The organism is Victivallis sp. (genome assembly GCF_048170485.1).
In the GTDB taxonomy this organism is placed as follows: domain Bacteria; phylum Verrucomicrobiota; class Lentisphaeria; order Victivallales; family Victivallaceae; genus Victivallis.
In genome coordinates this window covers 24,371-49,825 of the sequence record NZ_DBEXAY010000105.1, presented here as the reverse complement: position 1 = coordinate 49,825, position 25,455 = coordinate 24,371, and the positions used below count along the sequence as shown (strand labels likewise).

The following is a 25,455-nucleotide window of genomic DNA, read 5'->3' as shown; positions in this document are numbered from 1 at the left end:
TTCACCATTGCACCGCACTTCGGGCAGGCGACCTGCGTTCCGTTTTCCGGACGCTCCGCCTCAAAGACGCTTTTGCATGCTTCACAATAAATTTTCATCGTATCCGTCGCTCCGGCTGCTCTGCTTCTCTGGTTCTATGTTCATTCGGAATATAACCCGTGCTTCGGGAAAATCAATTCACTTTCCGAAAAAGTAACGAAGGACCGCGTCCTTGCGCAACTCTTCAAAATAACGCTCCCGGCTCTTCTCGCGCCGGTTCTCCTCCAGCCGGGCCCGGATTTCCGGCGCCAGTTTGCGGAAATCCGACTGCTCCTCCGGGAAGTGCGCAATCACCTTGAGAAAGAAAATCCCTTCCGCCGTCCGCACCGGCCCGTAGACCCGGCCCGGCGATAGATCCGGCATCGCCGCCGCAAACTCCGGCCGGAGCCGCCGCCGCTCAATCCGCCCGAGAGTGCCGCCGTTCTCCGCCCCCGGCCCGGCGGAATACAGCCGCGCCAGTTCGGCAAACCGGCCGGAATCCGCCTTCAGCTCCCCGCCGACCTTCTCCGCCGTCGCCTCCAGCTCCGGAGAATCCGCCGGCAGCAGGATCATCCCCAGCTCCAGGCTCTCCGGACGCACGAAATCCCCGCGGTGCTGCTGATAGTACTCATAGACCTCCCGCGGCGTGATGTTCTGCTCGATCTGATACCGGCGGTAGAGCATCAGCTGGTAGATCATATTTTCCTCCACCTGCCGGCGGAGCCGCTCGATCGAACTGCCCGACTGCCGCGCCTGCCGGATGAATTCCGAACGCGAACGGTATCCCATCCGCTCGGCGACGTTGTCCAGCTCCTCCTCGATCTGCTGGTTGGGTATCGCAAACGGCTGCTGCCGGTAGTCCGCAATTACCAGCTTGCGGTTGATGAGGTCGTCCACCGCCTTCCGGCGAATTGACCGGATCGCCTCGTAGAGCCGGTCGCCGGAATAGGCCGCGTACGCCTGATACTCCTGCTGACGCGTCGCGGGGAGAATGTCTTCCAGACTGACCGGCTCGCCGTTGACCGAGGCGAGAACGGAATTGATCTGCAGTTTACTGTCCGGCCGCAGCTCGTAATCCGCGGCAGCCGCCGGGAGCGCGAGCATGGCCAGAAACGCCGGAATATGCCAACCGATTTTCATGCCGCCACCGAAGAGTTTTTTCTTTTCCTCAAGACGGCAATATAGCACGTTTTCCCGTCGATCTCAAGTCCGCACAGGAATTTTAGCGGCTCAAATCAGCAGCATGCAGTCGCCGTAGCTGTAGAAGCGCATCTTCGCCTCGATCGCCGCGGCGTAGGCGGCCAGCACCTTCTCCCGGTCGCAGAAGCAGGAAACCAGCATGAGAAGCGTGCTCTTGGGCAGGTGAAAGTTGGTCAGAAGCATGTCCACCGCCCGGATTTTCCGCGGCGGGTAGAGAAAGATCTCCGTCTTCCCGTGCCCGGGGACGACGGTTCCGTCCTCCGCCGCACAGCTTTCGAGCACCCGCACCGTGGTGGTGCCGACCGCCAGCACCCGCTTCCCGGCCCGGTGGGTCGCATTGACCAGCTCCGCCGTCGCCGGGGTGAGAAAGTACTCCTCGGAGTGCATCTGGTGCTCCTCGGCGTTCTCCACCGAAACCGGCTTGAAGGTGCCGGGCCCGACGTGGAGCGTCACCGCCGCCTCGCGTACCCCCTTCGCGGCGATGTCAGCAAGAATCTCCGGCGTGAAGTGCAGCCCCGCCGTCGGCGCCGCCACCGCGCCCGCCTTCTCGGCGTAGACGGTCTGGTACCGTTCGGAGTCGGCCGTCTCGTCGCCGCGCGAAATGTAGGGCGGCAACGGAATGTGCCCGTAGCGCATCTGCAACCGGTCGGAGTCGGCGCTGGAGAACTCCACCCGGAACGATCCGTCGCTGTTTCTCCCCTCGACCGTGAAGCTGTCTCCGTCGGCGTTGAGTTCGCCGGAGTGGTCGAGCAGCACCGCGCGGGTGCCGCAATGGGCGCGGCGGCCGGGCCGGAGCAGCACGTTCCACCGCCGCCGCTCCGGGTCGAGCGCCTCGACCAGCAGAAGTTCGAATTTCGCCCCGGCCGGATCCCCGTCCCGCCGGGCGTACATCCGCCCGCGCAGAACACGGGTGTCGTTGTAGATCAATGCATCCCCGGCCTCGAGATAGTCGCGGATCGCCGGAAACGGGAGAATTTTGAACGCTCCGCTGCGGCGGTCGAGCACCATCATCCGGGAGCCGTCGCGCCGCTCCGTCGGATACTGGGCGATCAGCTCCTCCGGGAGCGTGTAGTCGAACAATGAAGTGCTGAGCATAATATTATCCTCTGCCGCCGCGCATCTCTTCGCGCGCCTGCCGGAGCCGGGCGAGTTCATATTCGCTCAGGCTGTTGATCCCTTCGCGGGAGATCTTGTCGAGCAGGGCATCCAGTTCACGCGGCGAAACGCGCCCGCCCGCGGGCGGCGGCTCCGGAGCCGGGCGGGAGGCGTTCCACGCCGGAGGACGCTTCCACTCCCCCGGACGCACCCGGCGACGGAACGGATCCCACGGCAGAGAACTGCCGAAGAGCACCTTCAAGAAGCAATATCCGCCGAGAAATCCGCCGAGGTGGGCGAGGTGGGCGATGCCGCTCTGGCCGCCGCTCACTTCGAGGATGATCTCCAGAATGGTGTAGCAGATCACCAGCGTCGCCGTCTTCAAGGGGAAGAACGGCATGAAGATCATGACGAACCGCCGGTTCGGCTCGAGCATCGCCGCCGCCATCATGATCGCGCAGACCGCGCCGGAGGCGCCGCAGAGAATCGCCGGTGTGTTCCAGTTGAAGAGCAGAAAGAGCAGATTGCCGGTGATCGCCCCGATCAGGTAGAGCGCGAGAAAACGCTTCCCGCCGATGTGAGGCGCCACCAGCGTGCCGAAGAGGTAGACGCCCCACATGTTGAAGAAGATGTGGGAGAAGCTCCCGTGCAGGAATCCCGCCGTCAGCAGCTGGTAGAGGTGAAAGTCCCGGATGCCGCCGCTGGTCAGCGCCAGCCGGAAAAATCCCGCCGATTCCGGCGGGGCTACAAAGAGATAGGCGATCGCGTTGATCGCGATCAGCGTCCAGATCATGTTCATGCCGTTGTCGGCGGGGCGGCCGCCGTTCTGCATGTAGGGACGGTCAAACAGGCTCATGGTGTTGCTCTCCTCCGCATTACCGTCGAAAATCGTGTCGAATTTCGTAATATACCATATTTATGGAGAATATTCCAGTTGATTTTCCGGCGGTGCGGTGCTAAATTCCGCATGTTTCATTTTTCAACCGGGGGAACCCATGTTTTTCAAGATCGAAATTTACGTGCCGGCCACTCACGCCGAACCCCTCCGCGCCGCCATCGCCGCCGCCGGAGCCGGACGCCTCGGCAATTACGACAGCTGCATCTGGTCCACCGCCGGAACCGGGCAGTTCCGGCCCCTGCCGGGCAGTTCGCCCGCCGTCGGTTCGGTCGGCACGCTGGAAACCGTTCCCGAAGTCAAGCTCGAAACCATCTGCGCCCGCGAGCATCTCCGCGCCGTCATCGCCGCGCTCCGGGCCAGCCACCCCTACGAGACGCCCGCGTTCCAGTTCTGGCCGGTCGCGCTCGACGAATCGGAGGTGTAACCAGTCATGTCGCTCTTCATCCAACAGCTCTGGGAGAACCCGCCGTTCTTCTTCGCCGTGGCCCTCATCGTCATCTTCTCGATCTGCTGTCACGAATTCATGCACGCCTACATCGCTCTCAAGGAGGGGGATCCCACCGCCGCCGACGCCGGGCACCTGACGCTCAACCCCTTCCGCCAGATGGGGCTGTGGTCGCTCATCATCTTCGCCTTCTTCGGGCTGGCGTGGGGGCAGGTGCCGGTGCGGCACGACCTCATGCGTCACCGTCACGGCCCGGCGCTGGTCGCCTTCGCCGGGCCCGCGACCAATCTCGCGCTCGCCGTCGGATTCACCGTGCTCTGCTTCGTCTGCTTCAAACTCCAGCTGGGGACCGAATTCACCTGGGAGATGCTCTATTACGCGGGCGAACTCAATGTGGTGCTCTTTCTGCTGAACCTCTTCCCGGTGCCCGGATTCGACGGCTGGTACATCCTCGAAAACTTCTTCCCGCGCTTCGTCCGGCAGAGTTCGGAGGCGGTGCGCGGCGCCTTCTTCGTGATGATCATGCTGCTCTTCGTCTTCATCGACCAGCTCTATGCGATCGGTTCGTTTCTGGTGGGAAATCTGCTCTTCCTGCTGCAATCGCTTACCGAACACTTTCCGGGGTAGAATCATGTGCAGAATTCACGTCGCCGCCGCCGTCATCCGCAGAGCAGGGAAGGTGCTGCTCGCCTCCCGTCCCGCCGGGAAGCCGCCCGCCGGCTGGGAGTTCCCCGGCGGAAAAATCGAACCGGGCGAAACTCCCGCCGAGGCGCTGCGCCGCGAACTGGAGGAGGAGCTCGGCGTTGCGATCACTCCCGGCGACGAACTCTACCGGCTGGTCACGGCGCCGGAACGGGGGGGCATCGAGCTGATCTTTCTCCGCGCCCTGCTCGCCCCGGGGGCGGTTCCGGTCTGCCGCGAAGGGCAGGAGTACCGCTGGGTGGAACTCGCCGGACCGCCGCCGGAGGAGCTGCTTGCTCCGGACCGGCCGGTGTGGAATTTTTTGACGAATTTCCAGCGGCCCGTACAATTTTCCGCCCCGCCCATCCGTTAAACCAATGAAACAGACAAGAGAAAACAACCAGATGAAGACGGTCGAGGAAGCCGGAGACATGGAGTTGATCCGGGCGTTTTCCGGCGGCGATGAAGCGGCGTTTGAAGTTCTCTATCACCGATACCGCCGCCAGCTGTACGGGTTCCTGAACAATCTGATTCCGGGGAACTCCGCCGAGGTGGACGAGGTCTTCGAAGAGACCTGGCTGCGGGTGATTGAAAAGCTGCCGAAATACCGCGACGACGGCCGGTTCAGCGCCTGGCTCTTCCGCATCGGCCGCAACATCTTCATCGACCGGATCCGGAAACTCCGGCCGGAGCGGGAGGGGGCGGTTCCGCTCGACGCCGAAACCACCCCGGATATGCCGGGTCCGGCGGCGATGGAGCCGGTCAGCGAACTGGATTCCGGCGAGGTGGGCAAGGTGATCGCCGATGCTGTCGCCCGGCTGCCGGAGGAGCAGCGCGAAGTCTTCCTGCTCCGGCAGCAGGATCTCGCGTTCAAGGAGATCGCGGAGATTCAGAACTGCTCGATCAATACCGTGCTCGGCAGAATGCAGTACGCGATCCGGAATTTGAGAAAATTGATCCGGGAAATCGACCGGGGAGGTGTCCTATGAAAGAGTTTGAACACTACGAATCGCTGATTCGCCGGGAGGTTCCGGCGGCCCTTGACCGGCGGATTCTTGCGGCGGCGCGCCAGGAGGCGAAGAAACTTCGCTTCCGCCGGGTTTTCCGTCGCTGGAGCCTCTCCGGAGCCGCGGCGGCCGCCGCGGCACTGCTCGTCGGCTCCGGCATCTTCTGGTTCCAGCCGGCAGCGGACGACGTCCGCGCCGCCGAAACGCAGGAGCTGCTCGCCCTCAACGACTGGAGCAAAGTCGAGCAGGAGAACTACAACCTCAATTTCGAACTCTACTGCGGGCGGCAGGCCTTCTCGGAACTTGCCGGTCTCAACATGATGAAAGGAAACTGAATATGAAATTTCACCGCCTCCTGCTTCTCCTGGCAGGCCTGATCCTCTTCGCCGGAACAGCGACGGCGGCTCCTGCGCCGGAAACTCCGCCGGAGGAACCGGCAGGCCCTCCGCCGCCTCCGCCTCCGGAAGTGGAAAAACCCAAGAAAGGGGGCGGTCCCCGCTTCGGCGGTCCGCGCATGTGGCGCGTCTTCGCCAACCTGAGCGAAAAGGAGCGTCAGGAGCTCCTCCGGCTCCAGAGCTCCGATCCGGAGAAATTCCGCTCCGTGCTCAAGGAGAAGGCGGAGGCGATGCGGCAGGTGGAGCAGGCCCGGCACCGGGAGTTCCGCCGTCTGATCGCCGCCTATCACGCCGCCTCCTCCCAGGAGGAAAAGGAGGCCGTCAAAGCGAAACTCACCGCCCACGCGCGCACCGATTTCGAACAGCGGCTCAATGAAAACCGCCGCCAGCTCGAGGAGATGAAGCGCCGCGCCATCCGGCTGGAAGCCGAACTCAACAAGCGTGCGGAAAACACCGAGAAAATCGTCGCCGCCATGGTGGAACACGCCCTCAGCAAACACCACAAATAGCCGACCGCCCGCGGCCGTCAGCGCAGATTGCGGTAGAGCGGCCGCAGAGCGGGCGCTCTCCAGTAGGTGCGCAGCGCCCGGTTCACCCCCTCCTTCATCGTCGCATTGGCCGGCAGAAAGACGCTGCGGTAGGAGAAGAGCACCGAGCCGGAAACCTCCGGGCGGGCGCTGTTGTAGCGGAGCTGATCGGCCAGTTCCCGCGCCGGCCAGCTTCTGCCGGAGCCGAGCCGGTAGACGCCGTGGCCGATGTAGAGATTGACTCCGGTTCCGGCGACCACCGAACTCCACCAGTCGGTCAGCGCCGCGTAGGCCGCGACGTCGTGCGAGAACGGCCAGTAGATCTGGGGCACGATGTAATCCACCCAGTGCTTCTTCACCCAGCCGCGCGAATCGGCGTACTGCGCGAAATAGGACTCCTTCCCGCCGGTGAGCGAACCGGAGGCGAGATGGCTTTTGTTCGCCCAGATGCCGAAGGGGCTGACCCCGAAGGCGACCCGCCGTCCGGTCGCGCGGTTGCTCGCATCCACCGCCTGCCGCACCCCGTAGATGACGTTGTCCACGTTGCTCCTCCGCCACTGTGCGAGCGAAAGACGGCGCGGATTCCGGCTCCGGAAGGTCGCCTGGTCGATGTTGCCGATGTCGGTGTACAAGTAGAAATAGTCGTCGAAATGGATCGCGTCGACCGGGTAGCGCGCCAGAATCTCCTTCACCGAATCGACGATGTGGCGGACCACCTGCGGCTCCCCGGGGTTGAGAAAGAGCGAATAGCGGCCGTTGGCGAGCTTCGACTCCAGCACCAGAGCGGGATTCCGCCGGGCGAAACTGCCGCGGGCAAGCGTCCGCAGATAGGCATTCCGCCGCAGCGGCGTGCCGCCGTGCACCCGGTAGGGATTCATCCACGCATGAAATTCAAGATTGCGGCGGTGCGCCTCCTCCACCATGAAGGCAAGCGGGTCGAACGACCCGTAACTGCGCCCCTCCTGCCCGGTCATCCAGCGCGACCAGGGGTTGAGTTTCGACGGGTAGAAGGCGTCGCACATCGGCCGCACCTGAAAGAAGATCGCGTTGAAGTTCGCCTTGCGCAGATTCTCCACCAGCTGGATGAAGTCGCGCTGGAAGGAGGCCGCGTCGGCGTGGCGCGGAAAATCGATGTTCTCAACCGTCGCCACCCAGACGCCGCGGAACTCCCGGCTTTTGGCGCGGTAGTGGTCCGGCAGCGTCACTCTGGCAGAGGAGAATTTCCCGGCGTAACGGACCGGACGCCCGGTCGTCGGGTCGTTCAGCACCTCCGCGCCGCCGCGGACGGGGAACAGCCCCGCCGAAAGCAGCAGCACCAGTGCGGCAAACCGCCGGAGCCGCCTCACGATTCCGGCTCCTTCCCCCGGCGGGAACGGTGGCGGCGGCGGCGCGGCCGGCGCCCTCCGCCCCCTTCGCCCTCCGCATTCCGGCCGTCGTTACGACCGCCGCGACGGCGGGCTCCGACCGGCGGCCAGAGCCGTTCCAGCTCCGCCACGTCGCCCTCCTGAACCGCGGTGCGGATCAGCAGAAGTTCGCGCGAATGGGCGTAGGAGCGGCTCTCCATCAACTGCTCCGGCCGGCTCTTCGGTTCGCCGAAGAGCGCCTGCAGCTGAAGCACCCGCTCCGCCGAAAGCGTCATGCGGTTCATCATCGTCTGAGGCCGGAACAGCCGGTCCAGCACGCCGGCAATCGCGGCCCGCGCGTCGGGCGAATTCTTCCACAGCGTGCCGACCGGACTGCCGCACTGCTGTTCGACGAAGGGCAGCGCGAGCGTCGCCATCGCCAGCGAGATGCTGTTGCGGTAGATTCCCTCGGCCACCCGGCAGTTCCGCTCGTTGAAGAGGTTGAGCGCATATTCGCAGACCGGGCTGCCCCACGCCGTGTCGATCTCCGGCAGGAAATACTCCAGAAGGCCATAGTCGTGAAAGGCGAGCAGATGCTTGTCGCCGTAGCTGGAGCTCAGGATCTTCTCCAGCTCCAGCGAAAGGCGTGAAGGCGCGGCGTGACGGATCAGCGGCAGCATGGCGAAGAGCGCGTTTTCCGTCGCCGCGTCGAAGGAGAAGTCATACTGCCCGACCAGCTTGAGCGCGCGGAGCATCCGCACCGGATCCTCCTCGAAGCGGAGGCGCGGATTGCCGATTGCCCGCACCACCCCGGAGCGGATGTCGTCGATCCCCTGCCCGGTGTGGTCAATCAGTTCCGACCGGACCGGGTCGTAGAAGAGCGCGTTGACCGTGAAGTCGCGCCGCCAGGCATCCTCCTCGGCGGTGCCGAAGGAGTTGTCGGAGAGGATCATGTGCTCCGGCAGCTCCTCGTGCTTCCGCCCGTCCGGCCCCACCGCCGCGCTCTCCGGAGAGGGAGCCCGACGGAAGGTGCTCACCTCGAAGAGTTCGCCGCCGTGGCGGACGTGCACCAGCCGGAACCGCTTGCCGATGATCCGGGCCGAGCGGCGGCCGAAGACGTTGCGCACCTCCTCCGGCGTCGCCGCGGTCGAGATGTCGTAGTCCTTGGGGCGGCGGCCCAGCAGCAGATCGCGGATTGCGCCGCCGACGATATAGGCCTCAAACCCGGCCCCCTGCAGGGTGGAAATCAGTTCGATCACCCGGTTCTCAACCGGGAGTTCATGTTTCATCGCAGGCACGTCACAGCTCCCTCTGGATGATGGTGTCCACGCAGTCGAGTTCGGGATCGCGGTAGGGGTAGTCCGCGTTGTAGTGAAGTCCCCGGCTCTCATGGCGCTTCAGCGAGCTGTCGATGATCAGTTCGGCGACGGTGGCGATGTTCCGCAGTTCGACCAGGTCGGCGGTGACGAGGAAGTCCCAGTAGTACTTTTCGATCTCCTTGCGGATCAGCTTGATCCGGTTCTTGGCGCGCTCCAGGCGCTTGTTGGTGCGGTAGATGCCGACGTAGTCCCACATGAAGCGGCGGATCTCATCCCAGTTGTGGGCGATCACCACTTGCTCGTCGGAGTCGGTGGCGTTGCCGGTCATCCAGTTGAGCGCGGCGTCGGTGTTCGGCCGCGCCTGGCGGAACTCCTCGAACCGGGCGTTGATGTCCGCCGCCGCAAAGCGCGAGACCACCAGCGCTTCAAGCAGACTGTTGCTCGCCAGACGGTTCGCGCCGTGCAGTCCGGTGCAGGCGGATTCGCCGACCGCGTAGAGCCCCTGAATGCTCGACGCGCCGTTGACGTCGGTCTTGATGCCGCCGCAGACGAAGTGGGCCGCCGGCACCACCGGAATGAGATCGTGCGCCATGTTGATGCCCGCCTCCAGGCACTTTGCGAAGATGTTCGGGAACCGGCGGCGCAGCGTCGTCTCGTCGAGGTGGCGGATATCCAGATAGACGCACTCCTCACCGGTGCGCTTCATTTCGGAGTCGATCGCGCGGGCGACCACGTCGCGCGGCGCGAGGCTCTTCATCGGGTGGTACTTCTGCATGAATTCGACCGGCTCGGAGTCGCGCGAATCGCGGCACTTGAGCACCGCGCCCTCGCCCCGCAGCGCCTCGCTGATCAGGAACGAACGGATGGTCGGATGGTACAGAATCGTCGGGTGGAACTGGATGAACTCCATATTGGCGATCTTCGCCCCGGCCCGGTAGGCCATCGCGATGCCGGAGCCGCAGGCGACATCCGGATTGCTGGTGTAGAGATAGACTTTGCCGGCGCCGCCGCAGGCGATGGTGGTGGAGGGCGCGAGGAAGGTGAGGATGTTCCCGCTCTTCACATCGAGCACGTAAACTCCGAAGCAGCGGTTCGGGCCGCCGAGGTCGAGCCGCGAACTGACCACCAGGTCGATCGCGACGTGGTATTCGAACACCTTGATGTTCGGCATCGAACGGACCGCTTCGATCATCACCCGTTCGAGTTCCGCGCCGGTGATGTCTCCGGCGTGGAGAATCCGGCGCTTGTGGTGGCCGCCCTCCCGGCCGAGGTCGAACTCCTCGGCCTCGTCGGTGTAGCCGAGCTCCCCGCGGGTGGTGAACTTCGCCCCGAGCTCGATCAGCTCCTGAATCGCCGCCGGCCCCGCTTCGACGATGGTGCGGACCGCGCCGACGTCGCAGAGCCCCGCCCCCGCCGTGAGAGTATCTTTGACATGTTCATCGAAGGAATCCAGCCGGTCCATGACGCAGGCGACGCCGCCCTGGGCGAGACGGCTGTTGCACTCGTAGATCTCCCGCTTGGTCAAAACCGCCACGCTCCGCCCGGAGCGCGCCAGATGGAGGGCGCTGGAGAGCCCCGCCAGACCGCTGCCGACCACGATGTGGTCGAACTGCACCGTTTCGTTGATTCTCATTTTTCCAATTCCCGCAGTTGTGAGGCAACTTTCAAAAGCGGGCTCCGCGCCTGTCGAAATCCGGAAAAAAATGTATGCGAAACCGGCTTTTGAAATTGCCTCGGTTGTAAATGTGTAGTAAATTACACCAAAAGCACCATGATTTCAATAATTTTTGAATCGCAATGACGCATTTACCCGATATTTTCATGATTTCGCCCCCCGCCGGCGCCGGCGATCCGCCCGACGAATCGGCGCGGGTCTCCCGGAAGTGCCGCCTGCTGCGGCTCCTGCTGGTTTTTCTCGGCGGAACGCTCTACGCGGCCGCCCTGCCGCCTCTCAACTGGAATCTCCTCGCCTTCCTCACTCTCGTGCCGCTTCTGCTCTACGCAGTGAACAGCTCCTGGCGCGCGGCGGCGTTCGCCGGATGGCTCTGGGGGCTGGGGTGGGCGCTCTTCGCCTTCCGCTTCCTGCGGGAGATCCACCCGGCGGTACCGTGGCTGCTCGCGCCGGTCATTTCGCTCTGGCCGGCGGTCTGGGCGGCGGCGCTGCCGTGGCTCTGGCGGAACAGCCTCTTCCCGGCCGGCGCGGAGGATGGCGGCTTTGCCGCGCGGGAGAAGTTTCTCCACTCCTCCGCGGCGTTCTTCCGGCTGCTTCTCTTCGCCGCCGGCAGCGCCGCGCTCTTCACGCTGCTGGAGTGGACCCGCTCCCGCCTCTTCACCTGGAACGATCTCGGCGTCACCATGTGGCGCAACACCGCGATGCTCCAGATCGCCGCGCTGACCGGCAGTTACGGCGTGAACTTTCTCGTCGCGCTGGCCAACACCGGAATCTTCGCCGCCTGCCGCACCCGCTTCCGCGGGCCGGGACTGCGGGTGATGCTCGCAGTTCTGCTCCTTCTCACGCTGACGATGCTCGGCGGCCTCCTGCGAATCGTGCAGTACGAACCGGTCCGCCCGAACTGGTTCCCGGCGCTGGTGCAGGGGGACATCTCCCAGCGGCGCAACGCCTCGCTCGCCGAGGCGCAGGAGGCGCTCGACGTCTACCTCGCCCTCAGTTGCCGGGCGCCGCAGCTCGCGCCGAAACCGGAGCTGATCGTCTGGCCGGAGAGCGCGGTGCCGGTGCCGTTCCGCTCGACCCATCCGGTGAGCGCCTCCTTCCGGTTCGGCGTCGCCCGGCTGATCGCCCGGACCGGACTGCCGATGCTGATCGGTTCGATCGATTTCGAAGATACGCTCCCCGGCGGCGGCCCTCCCGGCGTGACCAACAGCGCGCTCTATTTCTCCGCCGACGGGAAACTGCGTCACAAATATGACAAAATTCACCGGGTGCCGTTCGGCGAGTACATCCCCTTCCGTTCGCTGCTGCCGGAGTTCCTGATCCGGGCGGTGGATATGAACCGCGACCTCACGCCGGGAGTCAACCCGAATCCGGTCCGGCTGCGCGGCGACGTCCGCGCCGGAACGGCGATCTGTTACGAAGGGGTGTTCGGCTACCTCACCCGCGAGTTCGCCCGGCGCGGCGCCAACGTACTGGTGGTGCTCTCCAACGACGCCTGGTACCCCGTCAGCAGCGAGCCGGAACAGCACCTGGCCAACGCGGTCATGCGCGCGGTCGAAACCGGCCTGCCGATGGTCCGCTGCGGCAACAACGGCGGCTCCGGCGTGGTGACGCCGCTGGGAGAGTTCACCCAGATTCTGGAGGTGCCCGGTCCGGAAGCGCGGCTCGAACTCCGCCGCGGCCGCGGCATCGCCACCGTCGGAGTCGGCGTCGAGCCGGAACCGGCGGAGACCTTCTTCGTCCGGCACGGCGAATGGTTCATCGCAGTGCTGGCGGCGCTCGTGGTCTTCCACGCCGCCGTCGCGCTGATTCAATACCGGAAACGCAAGGAGCGCCTCCTGCGACTTGCCAGGCAACAAGGATCGACATCATGAGAGAAGAGAACCGACCGCTGTGGGCGCCGTGGCGCATCGAATTCATCCGCGGCCCGAAGGAGAAGCGCTGTTTTCTCTGCGGCAGCGAAGAGCCCGGAGACCGGCCCGAGGAGCCGCTGATCCTCCATCGCGGAACACACTGTTTCGTCATGCTCAACCGCTACCCCTACAACACCGGGCATCTGCTGGCGGCCCCCTACCGGCACGTCGGCGACCTCGCACTGCTCACCCGGGAGGAGCGGACGGAACTTCTCGATCTCTGCGCGACGGCCGAAGAGGCGCTCCGCCGGGCGATGGCGCCGGAAGCGTTCAACATCGGCTGCAACATCGGCAAGGCGGCCGGAGCCGGCGTGGCCGACCACCTGCACATGCACATCGTGCCGCGCTGGAACGGCGACAACAACTTCATGCCGGTCCTCGCCGACATCCGCTGTGTGCCGGAGGCGCTCGAGGCGACGGCGGAACTGCTGAAACAACACTGGCCGGAGGCGTGACCATGCGAGTTCAAATCGACTGCTACCCCTGCATTCTTTCACAGCTCTCCCGCCTGGCGAAGATGGCCACGCCCGACCTCGACCGGCAGTACGAACTGGTGCGCCGCATGCTCCGCAAGGTGGTCGACGCCGACGACCGGACCACCCCGCCGGAGTTCGCCAGCTTTTTCAACCGGATCGTCAACGAGGTCTCCGGCATCGAGGACGCCTACCGGGAGGTCAAGGACAGATCCACACAGCTCGGGCTGGAGCTTCTGCCCGAACTGCGGCAGCTCGTCGCCGAAAGCAGCGCCCCCTTCGAAGCGGCGGTGCGCCTGGCGATTGGCGGCAACATCATCGACTACGGCGTCAACCCGGAATTCAATCTGCTGGAGGCCGAGGCCGGAATCCGCGAGGTGTTCGACCTGCCGTTCGACCGCGAGGCATGCGCCGATCTGAAGCGCCGGATGGACTGGGCGAAGTCGATCTTCTACATGCTGGACAACTGCGGCGAAGCGGTGGTCGACCGGCTGCTGATGGAGCCCTACGCCGACAAGCTGACCATCGGCGTGCGGGGGCTTCCGGTGCTGAACGACGTCACCCGGCGGGAGGCGAAACTCTCCGGAATCGACTTCGCGCCGATCATCGACACCGGCGACTGCGCGCCGGGGGTGTCGCTCCGCCACAGTTCGCCGGAGATCCTCGACGCGCTCTCCCGCGCCGACCTGGTCATCTCCAAGGGGCAGGGGAACTTCGAATCGCTCGACGAGGAGTTCACCCGCCCGGTCTACTTCCTGCTCCGGGTCAAGTGCAAAGTGGTCGCCGAACGGCTCAACCGTCCGCTCGGCTCGATTCAGATCATCGGGAGAAACTTATGAAAAAACGACTTCTTTTCCTTCCGGCGGCGCTGTTTTTCTGCTGCTGTGCCGCCGCGGCCGGCCGCGACGCGCGCGCCCTCGCCGAAGAGCTGCTGCAGATCAACGGCACCCGGCAGGCGCTGGAGGCGACCGTCGAAGCGTCGCTCCGCCAGCTCGGTTCCGCGCCGGATGATCCCACCCGTCCGGCGGTGGAGCGGTTCGTGCGCAAATGCTTCGCCTTCGACGCGCTCAAGGGGGAGCTGGCCGGGATCTACCTCAAAAACTACACCACCGACGAACTCCGCGCGCTGATCGCCTTCTACCGCACCCCGCTCGGGCAGAAGAAGGCGCAGGCCGACGCCCGGATCGGCGCCGCCCTCTCGGAGATCACCAACCGGCGCTTCTCCGAGGGGCTCCCCGAACTCCAGAAGGAGCTCAAGGCCGCGGCGAGCTCTGCAACCGCAAAATAAGTTCGCGCAGAAATTTCCAGAAGCGGCCGACCGACGCGATGTCGAGCCGTTCGCCCGGACTGTGCGGATTCTCCAGCGTCGGGCCGAAGGAGAGAATCTCCAGCTTCGGATTGATTCCGGAGAGGATGCCGCACTCCAGCCCTGCGTGGATCACCTTCGGCTCCGGCATCCTCCCGAAGAGTTCGCGATAGAGCGACGCCGCGGTCGAGAAGAGCCGCGAATCCAGCCGCGGCTCCCAGCCGGGATAGGCGTGGCTCACCGACGCCGTCGCCCCCGCCGCCCGGAACCGTTCCGCAATCGCTTCGGTCAATGCGGCGCGTTCGGCGTCGATCTGACTGCGCTGGCTGGTGGCGACGACAAGGCGTTCCCCTTCGCTCCGCACCGCGGCGAGGTTGGAGCTGGTCCGCACCACGCCGAGCGCCGAATCGAACGCCGTCGGACCGTCGGGGCAGCCGGTGAGGGCATCGAGCATCCGGTCGCGGAACTCCTCGGTCCAGACCCGCTCCGGCAGAGGCGCGGATTCCACCTCGATCCGGAACTCCGGCGGCGCGTCGAACTCCCCGGCCGCCTCGCGTTCGAACGCCTCCGCCCGGCGGCGGAAGCTCTCGAACGTCTCCGCCGGGAGAGCGCCCGAAACCACCGCTTCGCGCGGAATCGCGTTGTCGCAGGTGCCGCCGTCGAACGAGGCAATTTGAAGTTCGGGCGACTCTTTCAGCAGGCGGGCGAGCAGGCGGATCGCGTTGCCGCGCCGGTCGGCGATGTTGCAGCCGGAGTGTCCGCCGGCCATGCCGCCGACCGTGCAGCGGACTCCCGTCATCCCGGCGGGAACCGGCCGGAACGCCGCGTCAAAGGTGAGCGTCAGCCGGGCGCCGCCGGCACAGCCGAGGTAGAGCTCCCCCTCCTCTTCGGAGTCGAGGTTGAGCAGATAGGTCCCTTCGAGCATCTCCGGCGAGAGCGCCAGAGCGCCGTTGAGCCCCACCTCTTCGGAGACGGTGAACACCCCCGCCAGCGCGCCGCCGCGCCACGCCGGGTCGAAGAGGAGCGCCACCGCGGCGGCGACCCCGATTCCGTTGTCGGAGCCGAGGGTGGTTCCGGCGCCGGAGACCACCCACTCCCCGCGGATTTCCGGCAGAATCGGGTCGGTGAGAAAGTCGAACTTCACCCCCGGCGCCGTCTGCGGCACCATGTCGAGGTGCGCCTGAAGCAGGACGGCGGGAGCCGATTCGAATCCCGGCGCGGCGGCACGGTCGATCCGGAGATTTCCGGCCGTGTCGCGCCGGACGGCGAGCCCCCGTTCGCGGGCCATGGCGGAGAGCGCCTCCGCCAGCGCCGCCTCGTGCCCGGAGGGGTGCGGAATCGAACAGATCAGCTCGAAAATTTCCCATACCGGCGCGGGCGAAAGTGAATCAAGTTTTTTCATAAAAACGGCCTCCTGTAATATCGGAATTTGTTTTGCAGCAAGTTCTTGCAGAAAAAAACAGACCCATCCGTCACTTTTCCGTTCTTTATCCGTCATTGTTCCGTCATTCCCCGAAAAAGCGCGTGGGCGGCCCTCCTCTGCACGCTCTTGCGTAATATAGCTTATTTTCGCATCCCGGGCAAACTGTATCTTGAAAAAAAGCAAACCGATGCTACAGTGTGAACAGAGTATTTTTCTTTCTCATCGCTACAAGCCAACATCAGGAGGAGATGAACATGAAGAAGATGGTTTTCCCTGTTTTGCTCGCACTGCTTTCCGTCGTGGCGCTGCCGCTCTTTTCCGCGGATGTGCCCAAAGGGTGGGGCACCGACTACGACGCGGCACTCGCCCGCGCCGCCAAAGAGAAGCGGCCGGTGCTCGCTCTCTTCACCGGTTCGGACTGGTGCCCCTACTGTGTCCAGCTGGAGAAGAAGGTGCTGAAGGACTCCTCGTTCCAGAAGTTCGCGGAGAAGAACGTCGTACTGCTCTATCTGGACTTCCCCCGCAAAAAACAGCTCGACGCCAAGCTCACCGAGCAGAATAAGAAGCTCAGAGAGAAATACGGCGTCAGGGGCTACCCCACGTCGCTGCTGCTCGACGCACAGGGCAAAACGATCGGCAAAGTGACCGCCCGCAACGCCAGAGGATACATCCGCGACATCGAACAGCTGGCGAAAAAGGTCCAGAAGCTGGACAAGGCGAAAAAATAATCCCGGGAGCTTTGCATGCTGTACCGCTTCTTCTCCCTGCTGGGCGCGTTGTTCGCCGCCGCCGCCGTGACCGCCGCCCCCTTCGAGTGGAAGGCGGAAACGGAGGGATCCCGGCTGACGATCACCGCGACCGTCGCCCCGCAGCACTACTTCTACGCCGGAACGCTGGAGATTCAGGTCTCCGGCGCGGACGGCAAAACCCTCTCGCCGAAAACGGCGCCGAAACCGGTCGGTCACGACGATGAGTTCTTCGGCGCGACACAGATCTACCCTGCCGGGAAACATGTCTGGCTCTTCGAGGGAGTCCCGCCCTTCCGGGCGACGGTCTCCTACCAGGGATGCCGGAGCGCGAACGGCGGGGAACCCGCCATGTGCTACATGCCGGAGGATCTCACCCTCGCCGGCGGCACCCCGCCCGCCGAAACACTTCTCGACCAGGCCGTCGATGCGCCGCTCGCACTCGACCGGTTGAAGACGCTCCGCCAGACCACCGGCACCCTCTCCGCCGAAGGATTTCTGCGCTTCCTCGACCGCGCCGAAGGCGGGGCGGCTCCGGAGGAGAAGCCGCTCTTCCACGGCGCCGGAATCTGGTGGATCATCCTCCTCACCCTGCTCGGCGGGCTCGGGCTGAACCTGACCCCCTGCGTACTGCCGATGATTCCGGTCAACCTCGCCATCATCGGCGCGGACGGCGCCGGGCGCGGCACCGGATTCCGGCGCGGCCTCGCCTACGGCACCGGCATGGCCGCCGCCTACGGCATCCTCGGACTGGCGGTCATCCTCACCGGGGCGCGCTTCGGCTCGCTCAACGCCTCGAGCTGGTTCAACTTCGTCATTGCGGCGGTCTTTTTGATTCTCGCACTGGCGATGTTCGGGGTGTTCAACGTCGACCTCTCCGGAAAACTCAATGTGAAGCCGAGCCGGATCAAGGGCGGCAAAACCGTCGTCGCCTTCGTCATGGGCGCGCTCGCCGCACTGCTGGCCGGCGCCTGCGTCGCCCCGGTGGTGATCGGCGTGCTGCTCTTCGCCGCCGAACGGTACCAGGCGGGGAACTACTTCGCGCTGGCGCTCCCCTTCCTGCTCGGCGTCGGCATGGCTCTGCCGTGGCCGCTGGCCGGCGCCGGATTCGGCGTCCTGCCGAAACCGGGCGCCTTCATGGTGGCGGTCAAAACCCTCTTCGGCGTCATCATTCTCGCCGCGGCCTGTTACTACGGCTGGACCGGATACACCCTGCTGCCCGGCAAGTTCTCCCCCGAAGCCGAAGCCGCCCAGCTGGAAGCCGGAATCGCCGAAGCCCGCCGCTCCGGCAAACCGCTTCTGATCGACTTCTGGGCGACCTGGTGCAAGAACTGCCGCGCGATGGAGCGCGAGGTCTTCCCGCAGCCTGAGGTGAAGAAGGCGCTGGAGAAATTCGTCGTGGTGAAGTTCCAGGCGGAGAATCTCAACGACCCGGCGATCCGGCGGGTGCTGGAGCACTGGAAGATTCCGGGGCTGCCCGCCTTCGTCATCGCCGAACCCCTCCCCTGAGGCGGAGACGGCGCGCCCGTCAGATCGTGCCGAGGTCGTTGAAGGCCGCGGAAAGCGTGATGGTCTCGCCCGGCGTTCCGGCGGCGACCATCCGCCGGAGCAGTTCGCCCGCCTTGAACCCGAGGTCGAAATAGGGGCGGCTGATCGAGGAGTACTTGCTGAAAAAGACCGACTCGAGGTTGCAGTAGTGCTCGAAGAAGAAACAGGAGACGTCGCGGCCGGGCCGGAGGCGGCGCGCCGCGAGCAGACTGTCGAAATAGCTCAGCGGCAGGTTGCTCCCCTCCAGCACGACGGTGGTTCCAGGGCGGACCGCCTCCTCCAGCACCCGCTCGAAGGAGTGAAAGAGGTTCTTGACCTCCAGCTCGTCGAGGATGATTTCCGCAAATTCGAACTTTTGGGCGAGATCGAGGGCGCGGGCCACTTCGATCGAGCGGCGCACCGAAAATCCGTCGATGCCGAGAAAGAGCAGCCGGTGGTTGCCGCGGCTCTCCGCCCGGAGCAGCGCCCGCCGGAGCGCGTCGCGCTCGTTCATGAACACGCCGGGGCGCCCGGCGGCGAAAAACTCCGACGCGGAACGGCATTCGCACGAATAGATCACCACATACTTCATCCCGCAGGAGTCGAAATACTCCGTCACCCCCGCCGCCTCGCGATCGGAGGCGAAGAGCTGGCCGTTGATCAGAAATCCGTCGGCGGCCTCGGCGGCGGTGATGCTCCGCAGACAGCGCAATCGGCTGTCGGCGTCGGCGAAGTCCGGCAGCAGAATGAGGCTCCCGAACTCCGCCTCGACCGCGGCGGTGATCCCCTTCTGAATGGCGGGGTCGTCGCTCTGGGGCAGGTTCACCGGCAGGATGCAGAGGCGGTGAAGCCGCCGCCCGGAACTGCGCGCCGGCGCGGGGGGCATGACGAAGAATCCCTTGCCGCGGCCGCGCTCCATGCGCAGAAGATTTTCGTTCACCAGCAGCGCCACCGCCTTGCGCACGGTGATGTCGCTCACTTCGAAGAGTTCCCGCAGTCGCGGATAGGAGGGGATCGTCTCGCCCGGTTTGTAGCGGCCGCGCCGGATGCGTTCCCGCAGGATATCGGCGATCTGGCGGTATTTCACCTGGCTCTCTTTCTCACGCTGTTCCAAAATCGACGGCCCTTGCTGCGTTTGACATGGTGCTCCCGACCAGAATCGAACTGGTGACCTAACGCTTAGGAGGCGTTCGCTCTATCCAACTGAGCTACGGGAGCGTTTCGCTTAACATAGCACCTCGAAAGGAATTTTGCAATTTTCCCCGGAATTTCCGGAAAAAGAAAATGAAACCGCCCGGATTTGCGGATTGAAATTTCCGGGAAATTCCTTGAAAAATCGGCGAGAACGGGCTATAATACAAAAATCCAAGTTTTCATCAAGAGAGAGAAGAGAAATGCCGCTTGATATCCAATGGTTCATTTTCGCGCTGGTCACCAACGGCGCGCTCACCCGGGCGGAGGCGGAACAGCTCTACGCTTCGCTCGGTTCTCCCGATCTGACCGCCTACGCCCAGAGCGTCCTCGACCGGCTGGTCGCCGGCCTTTCGCAGGAGGATGCCCAGAGCGTCCTCGAGCAGATTCAGGCCGTCATCGACTACGCCGTCGGACAGGCGGAAACCGGCATCGCGCCGGAATACGAGACGCCGGCAACTCCGGCTCCGGCGGCCGCCCCCCGCGAGGAAGAGGAGGACGACGACGACAGCTCCCGCCGCCGGAGAAAACAGCGGACCGGCCTGGTCGCCGACTCCGCCACCCGGTTCGAAGGGGCGAACATCGATCTCTCCCAGATCCACTCCTACGCCGATTTGCCGACCCTGCGCGACATCTCCCAGCTCGACGATGCACAGGTCGCCGAACGGATGATCCTGCTGCTCACCTGTCTGCGCGCCCTCGGCTGCAGCGACCTGCACCTCTCCGCCGGCGCCAAGCCGTTCGTCCGGCGGATGCTCAACATCGAACGGATCGACGACTACGTCCTCCCCGCCGAGGACGCCGAACGGCTCAACACCGTGCTCCTCTCGCCCGAACGCAAGGCGCGCTTCTACGAGGATATGGACATCAACTTCGCGCTCGAGGTCGGCAAGGACCGCTTCCGCGTCTGCCTGATGATGCACAAGGACGGCATGGAGGGCAGCTACCGGCTGGTTCCGGACCACATCTGCACGCTTGAGGAACTCGGATTCATGGATTCCGACATCACCCACATCAAGCGGCTGCTCGACTACCACAACGGCCTGGTGCTGGTCACCGGCCCGATCGGGTCGGGCAAGACCACCACGCTCGCGGCGATGGTCAACATCATCAACGACAAGCGGACCGACCACATCATCACCGTCGAGGACCCGATCGAAATCCTCCAGCTGTCGAAGAACTGCCAGGTGACCCAGCGCGAAATCGGCCGCCACACCATCAGCTACCGGACGGCGCTCAAGGCCGCTCTCCGCGAAGACCCCGACATCATCGTCATCGGCGAAATGCACGACCTCGAAACGATCGAAAACGCGATCACCGCATCCGAAACCGGACACCTGGTGATCGGGACACTGCACACCAGCGACGCGGCCAACACCCTGAACCGTCTGCTCGACGTCTTCCCGCCGTCACAGCAGCCGCAGATCCGCGCGATGACCGCGGGCAGTCTGCGCGGCATCATCTGCCAGCGGCTGATTCCGGCGGCGGACGGCGGGCTGACCGTCGCCTACGAGGTGCTGATCAACACGATGGCGGTCAGCAACATCATCAGCGAAGGCAAGGCGTTCCGGCTCAAATCGACGATGGCCACCGGCAGCAAGCAGGGCATGTGCACGCTCGACCAGTGCCTGCTGGAAAAATACAAGCAGAACCTGATCGACCATGAGGTCGCGCTCGGGCTGATGCGCGACCAGTCGGTCATCTCGCAGCTGCAGGCCGAATGGGCGACCCGCGAAGCCCGCAAACTCAAGCAAGCCCGGTAACGTTCAAGGAGACGAACGATCATGGAACAGGAACCGAAAATCAACCGCTACCTCCGCCAGATGCTCAGTCTCGGCGGATCGGACCTTCACCTTTCGATCAACTTCCCGGCCAAAGCGCGTGTCCACGGCAACATCCAGCCGCTGGACGACGTCATTCTCACCCCGGAGGTGATGGAGGAGATGCTCAAGGAGATCTGCCTGCCCCCCAAGCGGTGGACCAAATTCATGGAGACGCACGACCTCGACTTCGCGCACGAAATTCCGGGGCTGGCCCGTTTCCGCTGCAACTACTTCTACAACTACCACGGCATGGGGTGCGTCCTCCGTCAGATTCCGAGCAAGATCCTCACGATGCAGGAGTTGAAACTGCCGGAGACGCTGGTCGAGATCTGCAACTACAAATCCGGCCTCGTGCTGGTGACCGGCCCGACCGGTTCGGGCAAATCGACGACGCTGGCGGCGATGATCGACTACATCAACGACAACCTTCACAAGCACATCATCACCATCGAGGACCCGATCGAGTTCGTCCACCAGAACAAGAACTGCACGATCGTTCACCGCGAGGTGGGAATCCACAGCGAATCGTTCCCGCGCGCCCTGCGCGGAGCCATGCGCTCCGACCCGGACATCGTGCTGATCGGAGAAATGCGCGACAACGAAACCATCCGCCTCGGCCTCACCTGCGCCGCGATGGGCATGCTGGTCTTCGCCACGCTGCACACCAACAACGCGCCGAAGACGGTTGACCGTATCATCGACGCCTTCCCGGCGGATGAGCAGGCGCAGATCCGCACGATGCTCGCGGAATGTCTCCAGGCGATCGTCTCGCAGCTGCTCTGCCGCAAGAAGAACGGCGGACGGGTCGCGGTCCACGAGATTCTGCTCTGGGCGGACGGGTTGCCGAACACCATCCGCGAAGGGCAGATCTCCAACATCCGCACGATCATCGACTCCGGCGGCGGCCGCGGCATGCGCTCGATGGACAGCTCCATTCAGGAGCAGTTCGACGCCGGCAACATCTCCGCCGAAGAGGCCTACATGAAGGCGAGCGACAAATCCCGCTTCCTCTCCTTCCTCGAAGAGGAGGAGGCCGCGGCCAAGGGGATTCCGCTCAACAACAAGAAGAAGCGCTGACGCCGGAGGAGAGCCATGTTCAGGCGGGCGGCAGGCATCTGGGCGAAGATCGCCGGGGCGCATCGCTCCGACGACGAAACCGGGGCAGGAATGGTGACGGAATTCTTCCTGCCCCGGCTCAACCGCGGCTTCTTTCTGCGGATGCTCGCGGTCGCCCTGTTTGCGGGTGTGCTCTTCGGCTTCGTGCTGATTCCGTGCGTCATCAACGGCGAAAGCATGGTGCCGACCTATCCGGCGAAGGGGTTCACCTTCTGCTGGCGCGGCAAATACCTCTTCGGCAAACCGAAGCGGGGCGACGTGGTGATTCTGCGCTACGCCGACCGGGTCTACTTTCTCAAACGGATCGTCGGCCTGCCGGGGGATACGATCGAATTCCGCAACGGCACGCTCTACGTCAACGGCAAGGCGCAGGAGGAGCCGTACGTGCGTTACATCAGCGACTGGAACCTGCCGCCGCGCAAAGTCGAACCCGGCCACTATTACGTCGTCGGCGACAACCGCAGTCAGCCGATCGAACAGCACCGTTTCGGGCAGGTGCTCGCGAGCAAAATCGCCGGGTCGCCCCTTTTCTGACCCGGCAGGAGAAAGTGTATTTCACCGATGAAACTCAACAAGCGCATTCTCATTTCGGCCATCCTCGTACTCGTGCTTGCCGCGGGCGGCGCGGCGGCCTGGTATTTCCTGCGCGACAGCGACGAGGTGAAGATCCGCCGCACGCTGCGGGATCTCTGTTCGCTCGCCACCAAGGGGTCGGGCGAGAAAGCCGCCTCCGGACTGCTGAAAATCCGGCAGGTGGAGTCGCTCTTCGCCCCCCGCTGTCACTTCAACTTCAAGCATGAGATGTTCTCGGGCGAACTTTCGGATACGGAGATCGCCTCGACGCTGGCCCGCTTCCGGGCGCTCTTCTCCACCGTCTCGGTAAAAATGCGCGGGCTGGAGATCACCGTCGAGCCGCCGGACGCCGCCAGCGCCGTCTTCACCGGCATCCTCGAAGGGAGGATGAAGGACGGGCGCACCGTTTCGGAGGTGCGCGACCTCTTCTGCTCTCTCAAGCGGATCGACGACAGGTGGAAGGTGGACCGCATCACCGTGCGGGAGGTGCTGGAGATGTAACGCTCCCCCGACTTCCTCACCGCGCCAGATGGTGGAAGTCGAGCAGCGAAGAGAGCCACTCGTTGAGGGACTTCCAGTAATCGGGGCGGCAGGCGGGCAGCGCGGAATTTTCGATTCCGGCGGCGACGAGATTCTCGAGAAAGTCGTTCTGGCGGGGATCGGTCGCCTCCGGCAGCAGACCGTTTTCATAGAGGTAGGCGGTCTTGATCACCACCGAACACTGAACCATGTTCCAGCAATCCGGCGTCCCCGGCGGAGCGCACAGCTGGCTGAGCACCGATTTGAACGCGTCATAGGTGTAGGGCAGCGGCACGTTCGGCACGGCATTCTTCAGCAGAAAGGAGCCGATGCGCCCCGCCATCTGGAAGTGGCGCGGATTCGACGCAATCGCATCGAATTCGGTGGCGATTTCCAGCCGGCGCGCGGTGTGAAGGTCGCTGTTGCCGCCGTCGTCGAACTCCACCTCCAGTTCGCGGAAGAGATCGACGGCGGGGAAGTTTTTCGCCGAGAGCTTCTGCGCGCCGTTCGCCACCAGACTGAGTTTGCCGCAGTCCGGACTCAGCCCGGCCAGCAGCAGAGAGCTCTCCCGGTAGGACTGCTTCGAAAGCACGATCAGCTGAGTCGAAATCACCACGGCGCGGCACGCTCCTATTCGGCAAGCTGTTTGCGGAGTTCAGCGATCACCAGCTGCGGGTTGGCCTTGCCCCGGCTGAGCTTCATCGTCTGGCCGACGAAGAACTGCAGCACCTTCTCGTTGCCCGCCCGGTACTGCTCGACCTGCGCCGGATTGGCTTTGATCGCCTCGGCGACCACCGCGGCGATGGCGCCGGCGTCGCTGACCTGAACCAGCCCCTTGGCCTTGACGATGGCGGCGGGGGACTCCCCGGTGGCGAACATCTCGGCGAACACCTCCTTGGCGATCTTGCCGTTGATCGTCTTGTTCTCGATGAGATCGACCAGTTCGGCGAGCGATTTCGGGGCGATCCGGCACTCGTTGATCGCGACCTTCTCCTCGCTGAGCAGCCGGAGAAGTTCGGAGATGATCCAGTTCGCCACCAGTTTCGGCGCCCGGCTCTGGCGCGCGGCCTCGTCGAAGTAGGCGGCCACGGCGCGGTCGAGCGTCAGGACTTCGGCGTCGTAGGCGGTCAGCCCGAAACTCTCGACGAACCGGGCCCGCTTCGCCTCCGGCAGTTCCGGCAGGGAGCGGCGGATTTCGTCGATCTCCTCGTCGGTGAAGGTCACCGGCATCAGGTCCGGATCGGGGAAATAGCGGTAGTCGTGGGCCTGCTCCTTGGTGCGCATGAGGTAGCTTTCACCGCTGTCGTCGTTCCAGCCGCGGGTCTCCTGGCGGAGCGAACCGCCCTTGTCGAGGATGTCGGACTGCCGCCAGATCTCATATTCGACCGCGCGGTGGGCGGCGCGGAAGCTGTTGAGGTTCTTGAGTTCGATCTTGGTGCCGAACTCCTTCTGCCCGACCGGGCGGAGGGAGATGTTCACGTCGCAGCGCATCTGCCCCTTTTCCATATCGCAGTCGCTGATGTCGCCGTACTGCATGATCTCCTTGAGGCGGGTGAGGTAGGCGTAGGCCTCGTCGGCGCTGCGCATATCCGGCTCGCTGACCACTTCGAGAAGCGGCACGCCGGAGCGGTTGTAGTCCGCCCCGGAGGCGCCGGCGCTGTGGGTGAGCTTGGCGGGGTCCTCTTCGAGGTGGATGCGGGTGATGCCGATGTACTTCTCCGGCAGTTCCGCGCCGGAGAAACCTTTGCCGGAGAGGCGCAGCCGCCCGGCGGTGCAGAACGGCAGGTCGTACTGGCTGATCTGGTAGTTTTTGGCCAGGTCGGGGTAGAAGTAGCTTTTCCGGTCGAACTTGCTGAATTTGGCGATGGTGCACTCGGTGAGGAGTCCGGCCCGGACCGCTTTCAGGATCGCCTCGTGGTTGGGCACGGGGAGGGTTCCGGGGTAGCCGAGACAGACCGGGCAGACCAGGGTGTTGGGTTCCGCGCCGTACCGGTTGGGGCAGGAACAGAACATCTTGCTCGCCGTCCGCACCTGGACGTGCACTTCAAGGCCGATAACCGCTTCGTATTTCATTTGCAGAATGTGCTTTTCCGTGATGAATGGGTTGATGAAAATCCGTCGTCTCATAATGTAACGGACCGGGGCGGATTTGTCAATCGTTCCGCGGGGAAATCTGCGGATTATTCCGTTCCGGGACGTTGAAATTTTTCAAAAAGCGGTTATAAGTATGGAAAGTCAAAATCCA

Annotated in this window: 26 protein-coding genes and 1 tRNA gene; 16 read left to right on the top strand and 11 right to left on the bottom strand. The window is 64.2% G+C overall.

Annotation, left to right across the window (positions count from 1 at the left end; genetic code table 11):
• Window positions 1-177 precede the first annotated feature (177 nt).
• From ACMLHG_RS05690 to ACMLHG_RS05680, 3 genes are all read right to left on the bottom strand, one after another.
• The gene (locus ACMLHG_RS05690; protein WP_417169855.1) at window positions 178-1,158 is read right to left on the bottom strand and encodes a peptidylprolyl isomerase; all 981 of its coding nucleotides are present in this window, start codon (window positions 1,156-1,158) and stop codon (window positions 178-180) included.
• Window positions 1,159-1,248: 90 nt separating this feature from the next.
• Window positions 1,249-2,313: a tRNA preQ1(34) S-adenosylmethionine ribosyltransferase-isomerase QueA gene (queA, locus tag ACMLHG_RS05685; RefSeq protein ID WP_417169854.1), complete on the bottom strand. Its 1,065-nt coding sequence runs from the start codon at window positions 2,311-2,313 to the stop codon at window positions 1,249-1,251.
• Window positions 2,314-2,317: 4 nt separating this feature from the next.
• Window positions 2,318-3,169 carry a rhomboid family protein gene (locus tag ACMLHG_RS05680; RefSeq protein WP_294434721.1) on the bottom strand — a complete coding sequence of 284 codons (852 nt, stop codon included), beginning with the start codon at window positions 3,167-3,169 and terminating at the stop codon, window positions 2,318-2,320.
• A 139-nt stretch (window positions 3,170-3,308) separates the two neighbouring features.
• Here ACMLHG_RS05680 and ACMLHG_RS05675 point away from each other — a divergent pair, with 139 nt between their 5' ends.
• Genes ACMLHG_RS05675 through ACMLHG_RS05650 form a run of 6 tightly spaced genes read left to right on the top strand, consistent with a single transcriptional unit; the run spans window position 3,309 to window position 6,248 of the window.
• Window positions 3,309-3,635, top strand: coding sequence for a hypothetical protein (locus tag ACMLHG_RS05675; protein ID WP_295808296.1), 327 nt, complete (start codon window positions 3,309-3,311; stop codon window positions 3,633-3,635).
• Between the two features lie 6 nt (window positions 3,636-3,641).
• Complete coding sequence (locus ACMLHG_RS05670) at window positions 3,642-4,283, top strand: site-2 protease family protein (protein ID WP_417169853.1); 642 nt, start codon at window positions 3,642-3,644, stop codon at window positions 4,281-4,283.
• A 4-nt stretch (window positions 4,284-4,287) separates the two neighbouring features.
• Window positions 4,288-4,710 carry an NUDIX domain-containing protein gene (locus ACMLHG_RS05665; RefSeq protein ID WP_417169852.1) on the top strand — a complete coding sequence of 141 codons (423 nt, stop codon included), beginning with the start codon at window positions 4,288-4,290 and terminating at the stop codon, window positions 4,708-4,710.
• A gap of 31 nt (window positions 4,711-4,741) precedes the next feature.
• Window positions 4,742-5,326, top strand: coding sequence for a sigma-70 family RNA polymerase sigma factor (locus tag ACMLHG_RS05660; RefSeq protein WP_294434714.1), 585 nt, complete (start codon window positions 4,742-4,744; stop codon window positions 5,324-5,326).
• Window positions 5,323-5,679 (top strand): hypothetical protein, encoded by a 357-nt coding sequence (locus tag ACMLHG_RS05655; protein WP_294434712.1) that lies wholly within the window; start codon window positions 5,323-5,325, stop codon window positions 5,677-5,679. The genes ACMLHG_RS05660 and ACMLHG_RS05655 overlap by 4 nt, the downstream gene beginning before the upstream one ends.
• 2 nt (window positions 5,680-5,681) lie before the next feature.
• Complete coding sequence (locus ACMLHG_RS05650; RefSeq protein WP_294434710.1) at window positions 5,682-6,248, top strand: hypothetical protein; 567 nt, start codon at window positions 5,682-5,684, stop codon at window positions 6,246-6,248.
• A gap of 17 nt (window positions 6,249-6,265) precedes the next feature.
• On the opposite strand, the gene ACMLHG_RS05645 is transcribed toward ACMLHG_RS05650, so the two are convergent.
• The 3 genes from ACMLHG_RS05645 to nadB are packed head-to-tail and all read right to left on the bottom strand — an operon-like array spanning window position 6,266 to window position 10,561.
• Complete coding sequence (locus ACMLHG_RS05645) at window positions 6,266-7,612, bottom strand: glycoside hydrolase family 10 protein (protein WP_417169851.1); 1,347 nt, start codon at window positions 7,610-7,612, stop codon at window positions 6,266-6,268.
• Window positions 7,609-8,898, bottom strand: a complete 1,290-nt coding sequence (gene pcnB, locus ACMLHG_RS05640) for a polynucleotide adenylyltransferase PcnB (protein ID WP_295808307.1) — start codon at window positions 8,896-8,898, stop codon at window positions 7,609-7,611. The genes ACMLHG_RS05645 and pcnB overlap by 4 nt, the downstream gene beginning before the upstream one ends.
• Before the next feature lie 10 nt (window positions 8,899-8,908).
• Window positions 8,909-10,561, bottom strand: a complete 1,653-nt coding sequence (gene nadB, locus ACMLHG_RS05635) for an L-aspartate oxidase (RefSeq protein WP_417169850.1) — start codon at window positions 10,559-10,561, stop codon at window positions 8,909-8,911.
• A gap of 188 nt (window positions 10,562-10,749) precedes the next feature.
• On the opposite strand from nadB, the gene lnt reads away from it, so the two are divergent.
• The 4 genes from lnt to ACMLHG_RS05615 are packed head-to-tail and all read left to right on the top strand — an operon-like array spanning window position 10,750 to window position 14,274.
• Entirely contained in the window at window positions 10,750-12,474 is a 1,725-nt protein-coding gene (lnt, locus tag ACMLHG_RS05630) for an apolipoprotein N-acyltransferase (protein ID WP_417169849.1), read from the top strand.
• Window positions 12,471-12,968: an HIT family protein gene (locus ACMLHG_RS05625; RefSeq protein ID WP_417169848.1), complete on the top strand. Its 498-nt coding sequence runs from the start codon at window positions 12,471-12,473 to the stop codon at window positions 12,966-12,968. Before lnt ends, ACMLHG_RS05625 begins: the two co-directional genes overlap by 4 nt.
• A gap of 2 nt (window positions 12,969-12,970) precedes the next feature.
• Entirely contained in the window at window positions 12,971-13,825 is an 855-nt protein-coding gene (locus ACMLHG_RS05620; RefSeq protein WP_417169847.1) for a damage-control phosphatase ARMT1 family protein, read from the top strand.
• Window positions 13,822-14,274 (top strand): DUF2059 domain-containing protein, encoded by a 453-nt coding sequence (locus ACMLHG_RS05615; protein WP_417169846.1) that lies wholly within the window; start codon window positions 13,822-13,824, stop codon window positions 14,272-14,274. The genes ACMLHG_RS05620 and ACMLHG_RS05615 overlap by 4 nt, the downstream gene beginning before the upstream one ends.
• On the opposite strand, the gene pepD is transcribed toward ACMLHG_RS05615, so the two are convergent.
• A complete protein-coding gene (gene pepD / locus ACMLHG_RS05610) occupies window positions 14,240-15,694 on the bottom strand; it encodes a beta-Ala-His dipeptidase (protein ID WP_417169845.1) in 1,455 nt (484 codons plus the stop codon). The genes ACMLHG_RS05615 and pepD overlap by 35 nt on opposite strands.
• 275 nt (window positions 15,695-15,969) lie before the next feature.
• On the opposite strand from pepD, the gene ACMLHG_RS05605 reads away from it, so the two are divergent.
• A complete protein-coding gene (locus ACMLHG_RS05605) occupies window positions 15,970-16,443 on the top strand; it encodes a thioredoxin family protein (protein ID WP_417169844.1) in 474 nt (157 codons plus the stop codon).
• 15 nt (window positions 16,444-16,458) lie between these two features.
• On the top strand, window positions 16,459-17,970 hold the full coding sequence (locus ACMLHG_RS05600) for a protein-disulfide reductase DsbD family protein (RefSeq protein WP_417169843.1): 1,512 nt from the start codon (window positions 16,459-16,461) through the stop codon (window positions 17,968-17,970).
• Window positions 17,971-17,989: 19 nt separating this feature from the next.
• Here ACMLHG_RS05600 and ACMLHG_RS05595 read toward each other — a convergent pair whose 3' ends face one another.
• Entirely contained in the window at window positions 17,990-19,075 is a 1,086-nt protein-coding gene (locus ACMLHG_RS05595) for a GntR family transcriptional regulator (protein WP_417169842.1), read from the bottom strand.
• 54 nt (window positions 19,076-19,129) lie between these two features.
• Window positions 19,130-19,206 (bottom strand) — tRNA-Arg (locus tag ACMLHG_RS05590).
• A gap of 176 nt (window positions 19,207-19,382) precedes the next feature.
• Between ACMLHG_RS05590 and ACMLHG_RS05585 the strand changes: the two genes are divergently transcribed.
• The 4 genes from ACMLHG_RS05585 to ACMLHG_RS05570 are packed head-to-tail and all read left to right on the top strand — an operon-like array spanning window position 19,383 to window position 23,192.
• Window positions 19,383-20,942: a type IV pilus twitching motility protein PilT gene (locus tag ACMLHG_RS05585; protein ID WP_417169841.1), complete on the top strand. Its 1,560-nt coding sequence runs from the start codon at window positions 19,383-19,385 to the stop codon at window positions 20,940-20,942.
• 21 nt (window positions 20,943-20,963) lie between these two features.
• Window positions 20,964-22,079 (top strand): type IV pilus twitching motility protein PilT, encoded by a 1,116-nt coding sequence (locus tag ACMLHG_RS05580; RefSeq protein WP_294434691.1) that lies wholly within the window; start codon window positions 20,964-20,966, stop codon window positions 22,077-22,079.
• Between the two features lie 15 nt (window positions 22,080-22,094).
• Window positions 22,095-22,652, top strand: coding sequence for a signal peptidase I (lepB, locus tag ACMLHG_RS05575; RefSeq protein ID WP_295808331.1), 558 nt, complete (start codon window positions 22,095-22,097; stop codon window positions 22,650-22,652).
• A gap of 27 nt (window positions 22,653-22,679) precedes the next feature.
• Entirely contained in the window at window positions 22,680-23,192 is a 513-nt protein-coding gene (locus ACMLHG_RS05570; RefSeq protein WP_295808333.1) for a hypothetical protein, read from the top strand.
• Window positions 23,193-23,208: 16 nt separating this feature from the next.
• On the opposite strand, the gene recO is transcribed toward ACMLHG_RS05570, so the two are convergent.
• Together recO and gatB are read right to left on the bottom strand one after the other, a co-directional pair.
• Window positions 23,209-23,826: a DNA repair protein RecO gene (gene recO / locus ACMLHG_RS05565; RefSeq protein WP_417169840.1), complete on the bottom strand. Its 618-nt coding sequence runs from the start codon at window positions 23,824-23,826 to the stop codon at window positions 23,209-23,211.
• 14 nt (window positions 23,827-23,840) lie between these two features.
• Entirely contained in the window at window positions 23,841-25,283 is a 1,443-nt protein-coding gene (gene gatB / locus ACMLHG_RS05560) for an Asp-tRNA(Asn)/Glu-tRNA(Gln) amidotransferase subunit GatB (protein ID WP_295808339.1), read from the bottom strand.
• Window positions 25,284-25,455: the final 172 nt, after the last annotated feature.